General features: G+C 67.7%; 10 protein-coding genes. 4 read left to right on the top strand and 6 right to left on the bottom strand.

The features are described from left to right. From IG98_RS45975 to IG98_RS0140730, 3 genes are all read right to left on the bottom strand, one after another. Window positions 1-1,299: glycoside hydrolase family 10 protein (locus tag IG98_RS45975; protein ID WP_157594801.1), on the bottom strand; the 1,299-nt coding region annotated here is incomplete at its 3' end. A gap of 19 nt (window positions 1,300-1,318) precedes the next feature. Beyond that, on the bottom strand, window positions 1,319-3,358 hold the full coding sequence (locus IG98_RS0140735; RefSeq protein ID WP_211264323.1) for a family 43 glycosylhydrolase: 2,040 nt from the start codon (window positions 3,356-3,358) through the stop codon (window positions 1,319-1,321). Next, on the bottom strand, window positions 3,355-6,084 hold the full coding sequence (locus tag IG98_RS0140730) for a beta-L-arabinofuranosidase domain-containing protein (RefSeq protein WP_030925342.1): 2,730 nt from the start codon (window positions 6,082-6,084) through the stop codon (window positions 3,355-3,357). The genes IG98_RS0140735 and IG98_RS0140730 overlap by 4 nt, the downstream gene beginning before the upstream one ends. A 713-nt stretch (window positions 6,085-6,797) precedes the next feature. Between IG98_RS0140730 and IG98_RS0140725 the strand changes: the two genes are divergently transcribed. Next, complete coding sequence (locus IG98_RS0140725) at window positions 6,798-7,397, top strand: LacI family DNA-binding transcriptional regulator (protein ID WP_051753566.1); 600 nt, start codon at window positions 6,798-6,800, stop codon at window positions 7,395-7,397. Between the two features lie 57 nt (window positions 7,398-7,454). On the opposite strand, the gene IG98_RS0140720 is transcribed toward IG98_RS0140725, so the two are convergent. Then, on the bottom strand, window positions 7,455-9,341 hold the full coding sequence (locus tag IG98_RS0140720) for a cellulase family glycosylhydrolase (protein WP_245651924.1): 1,887 nt from the start codon (window positions 9,339-9,341) through the stop codon (window positions 7,455-7,457). Between the two features lie 451 nt (window positions 9,342-9,792). On the opposite strand from IG98_RS0140720, the gene IG98_RS0140715 reads away from it, so the two are divergent. After that, window positions 9,793-10,170: a hypothetical protein gene (locus IG98_RS0140715; RefSeq protein WP_037972620.1), complete on the top strand. Its 378-nt coding sequence runs from the start codon at window positions 9,793-9,795 to the stop codon at window positions 10,168-10,170. Between the two features lie 41 nt (window positions 10,171-10,211). Next, window positions 10,212-11,396: a serine hydrolase domain-containing protein gene (locus tag IG98_RS0140710; RefSeq protein ID WP_030925333.1), complete on the top strand. Its 1,185-nt coding sequence runs from the start codon at window positions 10,212-10,214 to the stop codon at window positions 11,394-11,396. A gap of 147 nt (window positions 11,397-11,543) precedes the next feature. Here the strand turns inward: IG98_RS0140710 and IG98_RS53960 are convergent, their stop codons facing one another. Then, window positions 11,544-11,702, bottom strand: a complete 159-nt coding sequence (locus IG98_RS53960) for an isochorismatase family protein (RefSeq protein WP_245651923.1) — start codon at window positions 11,700-11,702, stop codon at window positions 11,544-11,546. On the opposite strand from IG98_RS53960, the gene IG98_RS53955 reads away from it, so the two are divergent. Beyond that, window positions 11,701-11,865, top strand: coding sequence for a hypothetical protein (locus IG98_RS53955; RefSeq protein ID WP_245651922.1), 165 nt, complete (start codon window positions 11,701-11,703; stop codon window positions 11,863-11,865). The genes IG98_RS53960 and IG98_RS53955 overlap by 2 nt on opposite strands. An 83-nt stretch (window positions 11,866-11,948) precedes the next feature. Here IG98_RS53955 and IG98_RS51490 read toward each other — a convergent pair whose 3' ends face one another. Beyond that, window positions 11,949-12,119, bottom strand: a complete 171-nt coding sequence (locus tag IG98_RS51490; RefSeq protein WP_157594800.1) for an NAD(P)-dependent oxidoreductase — start codon at window positions 12,117-12,119, stop codon at window positions 11,949-11,951. Window positions 12,120-12,544: the final 425 nt, after the last annotated feature.

The following is a 12,544-nucleotide window of genomic DNA, read 5'->3' as shown; positions in this document are numbered from 1 at the left end:
AACTGCCACTGCTGCTGGTTGCCGTTGTTGCGGGTCCACTGGGTGATGCGGGCGCCGTCGTTGGTGGCCAGGTTGTAGACGTCCAGGGCCTTGCCGCTGTTGCGGTAACTGCCACTGCTGCTGGTTGCCGTTGTTGCGGGTCCACTGGGTGATGCGGGCGCCGTCGTTGGTGGCCAGGTTGTAGACGTCCAGGGCCTTGCCGCTGGTGCGGTTGACCAGGACGTACCAGGCGCCTGTGTCGATCGGGCCGGGCGTCGGTGTGGGGTTGTTACCGGCGTTGAGCGCGTTCAGCACCGAGGTGTAGGCGGCCTTCTTGTTGCCGGCGGCGTCGAAGAGCAGGGGGTTTTCTCCGGTGCGCCAGGAGTCGCTGTCGCGGATGCCCCAGACGGTGATACCGGTGCAGCGGGCGACGTTCAGGCAGGCGCGGGTGACGGTGGCGTAGTTGTTGGCCTGGTTGGAGCCGGCGATGTCGAGTTCGGTGATCTGGACGTCGACGCCGAGGTCGGCGAAGCGCTGGAGGTTGGCCTGGTAGTCACCGGGGACGGAGTTGCCGAGGTGGGACTGGAAGCCGACGCAGTCGATGGGGACGCCGCGTGATTTGAAGTCGCGGACCATGGTGTAGACGCCGGTGCTCTTGGCGTTGATTCCGTCGGTGTTGTAGTCGTTGTAGCAGAGTTTGGCGCCGGGGTCGGCGGCGCGGGCGGCGCGGAAGGCGGCTTCGATCCAGTCGTTGCCGGTCCGCTGGAGGCTGGAGTCACGCCGTCCGCCGGAGGTGCCGTCGGCGAACGCCTCGTTGACGACGTCCCAGGAGTGGATCTTGCCGCGGTAGTAGGTGGCGACCTGGGTGACGTGGTTGATGGCGGCGCTGCGCAGTGTCGAGCCGGACAGGTTCTGGGCCCAGCCGGGCATCTGGGCGTGCCAGAGCAGGGCGTGTCCGCGTATCTTCATGCCCCGGCTGATCGCGTGGTTGGCGATCCGGTCGCCGTTGGTGTAGGTGAAGGAGCCTCGCGAGGGTTCGGTGGCGTCCCATTTCATCTCGTTCTCGGCGGTGACCGAGGTGAACTCGCGGTTCAGGATGTTGACGTAGGTGGAGTCGCCGAGCCTGCCGGCGGCGATGGCCGCGCCGAAGTAGCGACCGCCTCTCTCCGCCGCCGACGCGCCCAGCGTGGAGGCGGCGTCCGCCGGAGCGGAGAGCGCCGCCGACATGCCGATGGCGACCACGCAGGCGCTCAGCAGGGACAGGAGTTTCCGCAGCCGGGTGTGCCCGGGGGACCGGGCCGATCGGCTTGGGGGGTTCATCGTGGTGTGCCTTCCTGTTTTACGGTGTGGTGAGGTCGAACCGGCGTACGGTCACCGCGCCGCCGAGGGACTGGGTGGCGTAGTTGAAGATCCCGAAGCGGTAGCCCATGAAGAACTGCCAGGCGTTGTTCAAGGTGAAGGCCGGTCCGAACGAGGTGAAGTTGGTCCCGTCGGTGCTGTAGGAGAAGCGGGCCTGCCGTCCCGAGCCGGGCCGGATGTCGGCGTTGGCCCGCAGCCAGATCCGGCCGCCGGAGACGTTGGCGCTCGCCGCCTCGGTGCCGGTGCCTGTGGTCTGCCAGCTGCTGTTCATGGTCAGCCCGTTGGTCATCACGACACGGGTCGTCCCGTTGTCGCGTTTGAGGCCGATCCAGGCCGACTGGTCGCGGAGCATGGCCAGCCCGGCGCGATCGCCGTTGGCCATCTGCGAGTAGTCGAGCTCGATCGTCGCGGTCGACGACGGGCCCTGGATGCGGTGGGTCAGGGTGTTGCGGGCGTTGTACAGGTCACCTGTGACGGTCGCGGTCTGCAGGCGCAGGCCGCTGCCCGCCGACCACTTGGTGTTGTCGGGGTTGTGGTTCCACTCCCATCGGTGACCGAGCGCGCCCGAGGTGAAGGTGTCGGAGCCGATCATCGACTGGACGGTCCGGTTGGTCTGGATGTTCGGCTTCGGGTAGTTGACGCCCCAGCCGCCGTTGACCGTCTGGATCGTGGGCCAGCCGTCGCCGGTCCAGGTGATCGGCGCGAGAGCGGGCACCCGGCCGCCGGGGAAGGCGTCGACGAACGACATGTAGTACCAGGCGCCGTTCTGGGTCTGCACGAGGCCGCCCTGGTGGGGCACGCCGCCGCCTACGAGCGGGCCGGGCATGTTCAGCAGGACCTGGCGCATCTCGTACGGGCCGAACGGGCTGGTCGACCGCAGGACGTACTGGCCGTTCGCGGGCCGGGTCAGCCAGATGTAGTAGTAGCCGTTGCGCTTGTAGAAGCGGGCACCCTCCAGGGTGCCGACGCTGGAGGGGGTCTGGAACACCTGCTGGGTGCGCACCTGGCTGAGCCCGTCGGCCGAGAGCTGGGCGACGTTGATCGTTCCGTTGCCGTAGGCGACGTACATCGTGTCGTTGTCGTCGACGAGCAGACCGGCGTCGTAGTAGCAGTTGTTGATCCGGGAGCGCTTGGTCCAGGTGCCGTCCACGGCCGAGGCGGTGTAGACGTAGGTGCGGTTGAACTCGGTGCAGCCCATCCAGTAGTACGTGCTGTTGCTCGGCCGGTAGTTGAGGGTCGACGCCCAGATGCCCTTCACGTACGCCCGGCCGCCGTTGAGGTCGTAGGCGTTCGAGTCGAAGTCGAGCCGGGGGACCGAGTGGCCGGCGTACTCCCAGTCGACCAGGTTGTAGGAGCGCAGGATCGGCGCGCCCGGTGAGTAGTGCATCGTCGAGGCCGAGTAGTAGTAGGCGTCGCCGACCCGGATGATGTCGCCGTCGGCGAAGTCCTGCCACACGACCGGATTGGTGTAGTTGCCCCCGGTGGTCGGGGTGGGGGTCGGTTCGCTGCCGATGCGGACGAGCTGCCACTGCTGGTTGTTGCCGCCCCAGTCGGTGTACTGGACGATGTTGGCGCCGTCGGCGGTGGAGGCGTTCTGGACTTCGACGGCCTTGTTGCTGTTGCGGTTGATCAGGCGGACGTAGCCGTCGGCGGAGTCGGCCAGGCGGAACTGCTGGTTGGCGCCGTTGCCGTCGGCCCACTGGACGATGGCGGCGCCGTCGGCGGTGGAGAAGTTGTAGACGTCCAGGACCTTGCCGGAGTGGCGGGACTTCAGGCGGTAGTAACCGCCGCCCGAATCGACGAACTGCCACTGCTGCTGGTTGCCGTTGTTACGGGTCCACTGGGTGATGCGGGCGCCGTCGTTGGTGGCCAGGTTGTAGACGTCGAGGGCCTTGCCGCTGGTGCGGTTGACCAGGACGTACCAGGCGCCTGTGTCGACGGTCGCCGCGTTCGCGGACTGGGTCGTGAGAAACACGCCCACGAGGAGCAGAGACGAGAGAACCGCGAGCACACGCCTCACAGGAACCTCCAGAGGTTGTTGTTCGAGCCGTTGTCGTCGGCGAGCACGATCTGCGCGCCCTGGCCGGTGCCGGCCAGTCCCAGGACCCGGCCGCCGTTGGCGCACTGGATGCGGAAGGTGGCGCCGCTGCCGTAGCGCAGCCGCCAGCGGTGGTCGGCGGTGCCGTTGTCGGCCCACTGCACGACCCGGGAACCCGCTGAGGTGGCGGCGTTCTCCACCCCCAGCACCTTCTGACTGTTGGAGTTGCGTAGGCGCAGGTAGCCACCGGTGTCGACGACGGCCGTCCAGAGGTGATCGGCGGTGCCGGTGTCGCCCCACTGGATGACGAGCGCGCCGTCGGCGGTGGACATGTTGGTGACCCCGAGCACCATGCCGGTCCCCACGTTCTGGACGCGGCGCGCGCCGTTGGGCACGAACCGCCACTGGTTGTCGGTTGAGCCGTTGTCGGGGTCCTGGACCGCCTGGGCGCCGTTGGCGGTCGAGCCGTTCAGGATGCCCAGCAGCTTCGAGCTGTTGGCGCTGCGGATCTTGGCCGAGCCGTCGCCGACGTCGGTGACCGTCCACCGGTGGTCGGCGGTGCCGTTGTCGCTCCACTGCATGACCCGGGCGTTGTCGGCCGTGGACATGTTCTCGACGCCCAGCACCTTGCCGCTGTTGACGTTGCGGAACCGCAGCCCGTTGCCGTCCACGACCGGCACCCAGTCGTGGTCGGCGGTGCCGTTGTCGGTCCACTGCAACGCCAGGCCGCCGTCCGCGGTCGACATGTTCTGGATGCCGAGCGCCAGCCCGCTGGCCGCGTTGATCAGCCGGAAGCTCGCCCCGCCGCCCCCGCTGCTCTGTCCGCTGGTGTTCCAGTAGACGACGTAGTTGTAGTTGGCGGCGTCGTGGAACGGGCTCAGGTTCACCGACGCCCCGTTGGCCGTGGCCGTGAACGACAGCGCCGAGGTGCTGGTCCGGGTGATCGTCGAGGGGGTCAGCGTCGGCGCCGCCGACAGGGAGGTGTTCCCGTAGTTGCCCGCCAGCACGATCGGGCCATAGGTGACGGCCTGCAGGTTCGGGTTGTCGTTGGCGGCCTTCAGGATCACCCGCATCGGGAGCCGTACGGTCACCGTGTCGCCCGACGTCCACGACCGGGTGAGCGAGGCGTAGGTGCCCGGGGTGGTGGCGACGTCCTGCTGGACGCCGTTGACGCTGATCGTCGCGTTCTGGGTCCAGGCCGGGATGCGGACCCGCATCGTCCACGACCCGCTCACGTTCCCGGTGACCTGCAACGACGTGGTGTCGCTCACCGGGTACGACGTCGTCTGGGTGACCGTGATGCCGCGCTGTGACCAGTTGAGCGTGGAGGGCGTGAACAGGTTCACGAACAGCGTGGTGTCGTTGTGGAAGTAGATCGAGTCCATCAGTTTGGTGTTGGTCTCGATGCCGGTGCCCTGGCAGCACCACATCGAGTTGTAGTCGGTACTCCACGTGCCGCCGCCCCAGGCCGGGCCGACGCCCCGCCTTCCCCCGGGGTTGAGCGGGGTGAAGTAGGTGACATGGCCCCGGCTGTCGGCCGGGTTCTGCTGGCCGATCAGGTGGTTGAACAGGGCGTTCTCGTAGTAGTCGAAGTAGTCGGCCCGGGTCGGCGCCAGCGTCCACAACTCCCGGGTGAGCTTGAGCATGTTGTAGGTGTTGCAGGCCTCTCCGGTGTCCCTGCTCAGGTACGCGGCGATGGCGTTGGGGGCGCGGAAGTGCTCGGCCTGGCTGTTGGAGCCGTTGGCGTAGGTGTGGGCGTTGATCGTGAAGGTCCAGGCGTTGGCGGCGATGTCGCGGTAGCGGGTGGTCCCGGTCGCCTTGTACTCCCGCGCGGCGCCGATCCACTTGGGCACCTGTGTGTTGGCGTGCAGGCCGTTGAGCTGGTCCTGGTTGGAGGCGAGCGGGTTGAACACGGAGGCGTGGTCGAAGCGCTGCGCGACCGTGAGCCAGCGGGTGTCCCCGGTCATCTGGTACAGGTCGGTGAGCACGGCGTTCATGCCGCCGAACTCGGTGCCCAGCATGGCCTGCATCTGGCTGGAGGACAGGCGGCCGGTCCGGGTGTCCACCCACCCGGCGAGGGCCAGAAGCACGGTCCTGGCCTGGGTGTTGCCGATGTGCCGCCACACGTCCAGCAGCCCGGCGAGGGTCTTGTGGATGCAGTAGTACGGCACGTTGCCGTTGCTCAGCGTGCGGTTCTCGACCGCGGTGATGTCGGACTCGGGGAAGCCCGACAGGTAGCCGGTGGTGAACCCGGCCGCGCCGTTGTTGGCCTGGCACTTGGCCAGCTCGGCGACCATCTGGTTGGCCTTGTCCCGGCAGGTGGTGTCTCCGAGTACGGCGTAGGCCTGCGCCCAGGCCGTCAGGAAGTGGCCCTGCATGTGGGACCGGAACGGGAAGTCGGGCGCGTCCCAGCCGCCGTTGGCCGCCGCGCCGTTGGTGGACAGACGGTGGTTGGCGCGGAAGACGTACAGCAGCCGGTCGACGTCGACGAAGCGCAGGTAGTTGAGAGTGCGGTTCTGGTTCTCCAGCCAGCGGCCGGAGGTCAGGCGGACCTGGCCGAGGTCGAATTCGTAGGCCGAGACACCGGCTTCGGACCTGGCCCACGGGAGCGCGGCCAGAGCATGAGACATGCCCACCATCTGGCCGACGGCCGAGAGCGCGGCGGTCGCGCCCGCGGCCCGAAAGAGTTGGCGACGGCTCAGGGACATTGGGAACCTCCTGGAGGCTGGGGGGTGAGGCGGCCGGTCGAAGTCACCACGGTCGGCCATCCATTTCTCCTGTTCAGGCCGTTGGAGCGGCTGACCACGGCTTTTGGCGGGCAGGGTCCACGTCCGGAGAAGTTGTTAGCGATAACATTTCACTCATGAGGTAACCCGGAAGATCGTGAGAGCGAGGGTTCGCCGTGCTTTCGGAGCGGTGGTCGGGATCACAGTGCAGAGCATGCCGGTTCCTTCGATGAGGTCGGGGGGAGCGGTCGGCAAAAATTGTTATCGCTAACATTTATGACTCCAGATCCCCATGGCCTGCTCCCGTGGATGTGTTATCGCGGAGTACACTCGACTGCCCGATCCAGCGTCAACGAGTCACCACCCTCGCTGACCTGGGCATTGCCACTGATATGTTTCCCGGCCTGGGCATTCGTCCGGGGGGAGATCACGTCGCGCTGCCCGCGCATGTGAAAGTTTCATAGAAGTTACGAGTTGGCAACCATGGAATTCTGCCCCAAGTCCAGCTAAGTTCCTCGACGGAGCCTGATGGATGACTCGGGTGCCCGGCCGATCGGTGGAAGTTTTCTAGGTAACCTTCGATGCCCGTTGGATTAACGATCGTTCCAGGTGTCTGGTGAATCGGCCTGGAAAGGGGGGAGGAGCAGCGAAAACGGTCACGACGAGACCGAAAACCATCCGGACACACTCCCGACATGACCTCGACCGAGGAATCCCCCCACGCCGACTCGGCCTCCTCCGAACCACTGACCCTCGCTCAGCTCGCCGAGTTGGCCGGAGTCTCCATGGCCACCGTCTCAAAGGTCGTCAACGGCCGCTCGCAGGTCGGCTCGGAGACCCGCGCCCTGGTCGAGGACCTCATCCGAGAGCACGGTTACCGCAGACAACGCCGCCGCGTCAAACCGGCGGGCCTCATCGAGGTCGTCTTTCACGAGCTGGCGGGCGACTATCCGATAGAGATCGTCAAGGGTGTCCAGCAGGTCGCCCGGCGGCATGGCCTGAGTGTGGTGATCTCCGAGCTCGGCGGTCGGCATACTCCGGGACACCGGTGGGTCGAGGATGTGCTCAGCCGCCGCCCCACCGGTGTCATCACGGTGTTCTCGGGTCCCACGGATGACCGGCGCGTGCGGCTGGCCACTCGTGAGGTTCTCCTGGTCGTGCTGGATCCCGCCGGGGATCCTGGCCGCGGCGTACCTTCGGTGGGGGCCACCAACTGGAGCGGTGGCCTGGAAGCCACCTGTCATCTTCTCGAACTCGGTCGCCGCCGGATCCCGAAACACCCGTGGATCTTATGAGTGAAGCGGGGGCACTGAAGCACCATCCTTCCCATATGGTGCTTGATGACTCAACGGTCAGCCGGGAAAGCGCTGGTTTTTCCAGGTGGCCAGTTCGGTGGCGGCGGCCGCCAGCTGAGCGGGGGTGACGGCGGGACCGGTGGCCGCGCCGACCACCAGGGCGGCGTGCACGGTGCCCGGTGCCGCGCCGGACGGCCTCAGCAGCAGGCGGTGGGCGATGGACGAGCCGGTCTCCGTCGCGATCGCGGCCGGTCCGGAGGCGGGCAGGTCCGCACGGGTGGCCACGTCACCGACCACGGCGGTGGTCGCGGCGGTGAAGGAGGCCGGCAGGTGCAGCTCGGTCGGCGAACTCGGGGCCGTGGCGGGTTCGCGCCAGACCAGGACGCCGAAACGCCGGTCCTTGACCAGCGCGGCGATGTTCGGCATGGAGGACGGTACGGTCAGCCAGGCCCGCTGCTGCCCGGCGCCGCCGTAGCCGGACCGGGCGAGGTCCTCGTAGGTGAAGGCCAGCACGTCACCGGCGACCGCGGAGGGGTAGAGGCGGTCCAGCACCGCCTGGTCCAACCGGGTCGCCACGGCACCCGACGCGTCCGCGGCGACCACGGAGAAGTCCTCGTCGTTCCAGCCGTCGCCCTCGGTCCGGACCTTGGCGGGATTGCGGTTCATCAGCTCGTGGTGCCGGCCGCTGTAGACGTCCCAGTGCCACTGGGTCGAGGAGAGCGCGTCGCCCCCGGCCTCGGCGGTCTGCCACCAGCTCTTCCCCGGGACCCCGGAGTCCATGGCCTGGTACATGGCCCGGACCATCCACGGAGTGCGGTCGCTGCCGTTACCCGACAGTTTGTAGCCGAACTCCGAGACGAAAGGCGCGGTGGCCAGTGTGCGGGCCCGGTCACGGATCTCGTTCATCGACGCGTCGTACACCCCGTCGGCGGCCGGCGACGGGTCCACCGTCATGCGGGCGCCGTCGTAGAAGTGGCTGTTGAAGACGTACCGGGTGCCGAGGGCGCCGACCGTGCCGAGCCCGCCCTCCTCGAAGAAGCCGGTGTTCCAGAAGGCCAGGGGCTCGACGAAGGCGGGCTTGGCCGCCCACCCGGCGGTGTCCATGGCGGCGCGGAATCGCTGGTAGAAGGGCACCAGGTAGGTCTTCTCCCACTCCAGGCCGCTCTTCCCGGAAAGACCCCCGTCGAAGGGTTCGTTGAAGGGGTCGAACCCGATGATGGAGGCGAACTCCTGATCCGACATCCGCTGTCTGAGGTGGGTCATGGCGGCCGTCGCCTGTCGCAGGAAGGCCTCCTGAACCCCGACCTCACCCGCGGTCGTGCTGATCCGTCGGTCTCGCCAGAAGTCGTAGGCGGCCCGGCGGACGGCCTCGTTGGTCTGCATGTTCTGCCCCCACAGGAAGCAGATGCCGCAGGACTCCCTGGGGTAGTTCCCGGCCTTGATCACCCATTCCGGCGCGCCGTCTCCGGTGTACCAGCTGCCCTGGTTGAACAGGTACGAGGAGTACAGATCCTGGTGGTAGTCGACCAGGACGCGGATTCCCCGGCTGGTGAACGCGCGGATCTGCTCGACCACCTTGTCGAGGTAGGCGTGGTCGATGGTGGAGGGAGACGGCTGCACCCCCTCCCAGCTGATGAGGAAGCGGATCACGTTCGCACCGGTGAGGTCGCGCATGGCCTGGGCCGAGCGCGCGGCGTCGGCGGTGCTACGGAACGGCAGCAACGAATTCTCGTACAGCTTGGTGCTGCCGGACACGTTGAATCCGCGTAGCGTCACCTCCCGGCCGTCACCGTCGCGGAAGACCCAGCTCTGCTGCTTGGCCGTGACGACCAGCGAGGTCTGGGCCACGGCCGCGGTCGCGGGTTCATGAGCGTTGCCGGTCACCAGGGTGAACGCCAGAGCGAAGGCGGCCAGTCGTGTCATGCGGAACGAGGCTGCACGCATGAACGGAGAATAGAGCCCCATTCGCGTTTTTATCAGTACGCGATCCGCTAAAGTCGCCTCCCGTTCTTGTCTGCCGCGCATGGACCCGCTCACGATCGCCTACTGCGACGTGTGCGGTCGTGCTGGTTGTCGACTCGCACGGCCCGGCATACGACCGGGCCGCTTTGGCCGGCGGCGGGTGGTGTCGTGCTGGACGGTTGAGGCCGCGCGGGCTTGGAGGCAGAAGCCAAGTCACCTTCCTCGGCACCGATGTCGCGATACGGAGCGCCTGGCTCACTCCTGTTTTCGCCAAACATAACCTTGTCTTCGTTGTAGACGAGGTTCAACGCTCGCGCTAACATTGTCTCTGTCTGAGACGATGTTCTTCGCGTCCTGTCGGCGCAGGAACCCCATCTCGGGCGTGGTAGTAATGAGACCCACGGAGGAGGCCGGACAGACAAGTTGGTGCACCATGACCGAGTACTTCCTCGGTGTCCTCGGCATCGGCGAGGCACTGGGGGTGAGCCGGCACGCGGTGCACAAGTGGCGCTCCCGATATCCGGGCGATTCGCGTCACCCGTTTCCCGAGCCCGATGTCGAGGTCGACGGAGCTCCCGGCTGGCGAGCTGAGCGGCTGGAAGAAATAGTGCGGTGGCGCGACGGCCTACCGGGGCGCGGCGCAGGCGGCGGCCGTCCTTCCGCCGCACGTCAGGAGTACCTCAGGGCGGCGACGGCGCGCGGTCTGGACCGGGACGAGGCGATGCGCGCACTCGTCACGTTCATCGAGGAGTTTCCCGAGATGACCGAGCCGGAGATCTGTGCCTGGCTTATCGAGAAATGGCGCAGGTAGCACTCCCCGGCAACACCCCTCCACACGGAAGTTGATGACGCATGCCCGAAATCGGCGGGGAGACCGCAGCGGGATTCGAAGGAGTACGTGCGGCGTTCGCGGCCAATCTGGCCGGCGACCAGGAAGTGGGCGCCGCGGTCGGTGTCTACCTGCACGGCCGGAAGGTCGTCGACCTGTGGGGCGGAATCGCCGATCCCGGGACCGGCCGTCGCTGGGAGCGCGACACCCTGCAGGTCGTGTATTCCACCACCAAGGGTGTCACCGCCGCCTGCGCGCACCTGCTGGCCCAGCGGGGCGAACTGGACCTCGACGCACCCGTCGCCCAGTACTGGCCGGAGTTCGCGGCGAACGGGAAGGACCGCATCCCGGTCCGCTGGCTGCTCACCCACCAGGCCGGACTGCCCGTGATCGACCATCCGATCACTCCGGCGGAGGCGATCGCCTGGGACCCGATGGTGACCGCGCTGGCCGCCCAGTGTCCCTCCTGGGAACCGGGCACCGAGCACGGCTATCACGGGCTCACCTACGGCTGGCTGGTCGGGGAGGTCGTCCGCCGGGTGACCGGCCGCAGCCTCGGCACATTCCTCGCCGAGGAGATCGCCGCACCGCTCGACCTGGACCTGTGGATCGGGCTGCCGGAAGCCGAGCGGCATCGGGTCAGCCGGATCATCGCCGCGGTGCCCGACATCGAGGCACTGGCCGGGATCGACCTGGACACCCTTCCCGAACCCGTGCGCGAGGTGATGGCGGCCTATGCCGATCCGGCGTCGCTGACCGTGCGGTCGATGACCGTCGTCACGCCGCCACTGGACCACAACGATCCCGACGAGCAGTCCGCCGAGATGCCCTCGACCAACGGCATCTGCACGGCCCGCGCACTGGCCCGCTTCTACGCCGCGCTCATCGGCGAGGTCGACGGGCATCGCATCCTTGCTCCCGACACCTTGGCCGCGGCGACCGCGGAACAGGTCAGTGGTATCGACCGCATCCTGCGGCTACCCGTCCGGATCGGTACCGGTTTCGGCCTGCCGACACCCGACGCGTTCTGGTACAGCCCGGCCGCCTTCGGGTTTCCCGGCCTGGGGGGATCGCTCGGCTTCGCCGACCCGGCGACCGGCCTGGCGTTCGGCTACGTCATGAACCATCTTCAGGAAGGGGTGCCGGACCACAGGGCCGCCAACCTCCTGGACGCGGTGCGGGGCGCGATGAAGGCTCAGGCTCGGTAGGAGCAGATCCAGGGCGACAGTTCTCCCGGACGAGCCTGGTGGATCCAGCCGGTGACTGCGGCAGCAGTTGCGCGCCGACGGGAAGACGCGCCGTCAGGCCGAGGCAGATCTCCATCCAGCGCCGCCAGGTGACGCTCTGGCCGGTCATCACGGGTCGCCGGCCCGCAGCACCATGTCGAGGTCGCTGCCCGCGAAGGCGCTGACACGCCGCTTGGTGACGAGGACGTCGCCGGGCTCGGGTGCCACGTCCGGATGGACCTGGGTGGCCTGGTCGTTGCCGGCCGCTCCCGGAGTGCGCGCGAGCATGCCGAACATCTTGTTGCGGGTGCTGATCTCCAGGGCCCCCGGGCGGAACCCCGCCGTCGTACGATCCGCTGTCGGGCTGCAGCCCCTGCGTGACGCGACATCCGACGATCTGATCGGCCCGCTCCGCGAGGTCGTCGACATCCTGCTCGGGCCCCCGCGTTGACCGGTCCCGATCCGCCCGCCACCGGAACGCGGACCGGTGCTCCGGGCCGGGGGACTCCGTCGCTTGATCACCTCCGGTCAACGTCAGGCGCCGGGTGATGCCGACAGCCGGCGGGTTCCGGCGGCGCGCATCGCGGTGGTGATCGAGCAGGCCTCGTTGACGCATACTGTCGTCTCGCCTCTCGCGCGGGGCCCCGGGGCGGAAACGACGGCGTCGCGGCCGGTGATGCTGGGACGGGTCGCGTCGGTGTCCATGTCGTACAGGGGGTGCGTTGATCGTTCATGGCAGGCCGGCGCCACGGCCTCAGCGCCAAGAGGTGGCGGAACGAGGAGGTGCGACTGGAGGAGGAGTCGGAGCTGCTGCCCGGCGGCTCGCCGTGGCCGCACCTGTGTAGCGGGTGTTCGCTAGCCGAACCACTCCGAGTGGGTGAGGATCGGCTCGGTCCGTTCGATCGGTTCAGACATGTATGCGACCGACGAGCCAGCTCCCAGTGCATTGGTAACGAAGCGCTACGTCACCCTGGCATGTCGAACTGGCCGTCCTTGATGCTGCTGATGAAGGTGTTCCATTCACCCGAGGTGAACTTCAGGGTAGGGCCGGTAGGTCCCGTGGTCGCACCGACAAACGAACCCCTCCGCCCCAAAGTCCGCCGTCGCCGTCGCGGTGCCGACCCCGCCTG

The organism is Streptosporangium amethystogenes, assembly GCF_000721075.1.
GTDB lineage: Bacteria > Actinomycetota > Actinomycetes > Streptosporangiales > Streptosporangiaceae > Streptosporangium > Streptosporangium amethystogenes.
The sequence above is the reverse complement of the archived record's forward strand: the minus strand, read 5'-3'. Positions and strand labels throughout refer to the sequence as shown.

Excerpts from the sequence above, each read along its gene's own strand:
- IG98_RS0140730 (WP_030925342.1), bottom strand. The coding sequence starts at position 6,084 with ATGTCCCTGAGCCGTCGCCAACTCTTTCGGGCCGCGGGCGCGACCGCC.
- IG98_RS0140725 (WP_051753566.1), top strand. The coding sequence starts at position 6,798 with ATGACCTCGACCGAGGAATCCCCCCACGCCGACTCGGCCTCCTCCGAA.
- IG98_RS0140720 (WP_245651924.1), bottom strand. The coding sequence starts at position 9,341 with ATGCGTGCAGCCTCGTTCCGCATGACACGACTGGCCGCCTTCGCTCTG.
- IG98_RS0140715 (WP_037972620.1), top strand. The coding sequence starts at position 9,793 with ATGACCGAGTACTTCCTCGGTGTCCTCGGCATCGGCGAGGCACTGGGG.
- IG98_RS0140710 (WP_030925333.1), top strand. The coding sequence starts at position 10,212 with ATGCCCGAAATCGGCGGGGAGACCGCAGCGGGATTCGAAGGAGTACGT.
- IG98_RS53955 (WP_245651922.1), top strand. The coding sequence starts at position 11,701 with ATGCCGAACATCTTGTTGCGGGTGCTGATCTCCAGGGCCCCCGGGCGG.
- IG98_RS53960 (WP_245651923.1), bottom strand. The coding sequence starts at position 11,702 with ATGCTCGCGCGCACTCCGGGAGCGGCCGGCAACGACCAGGCCACCCAG.
- IG98_RS51490 (WP_157594800.1), bottom strand. The coding sequence starts at position 12,119 with ATGGACACCGACGCGACCCGTCCCAGCATCACCGGCCGCGACGCCGTC.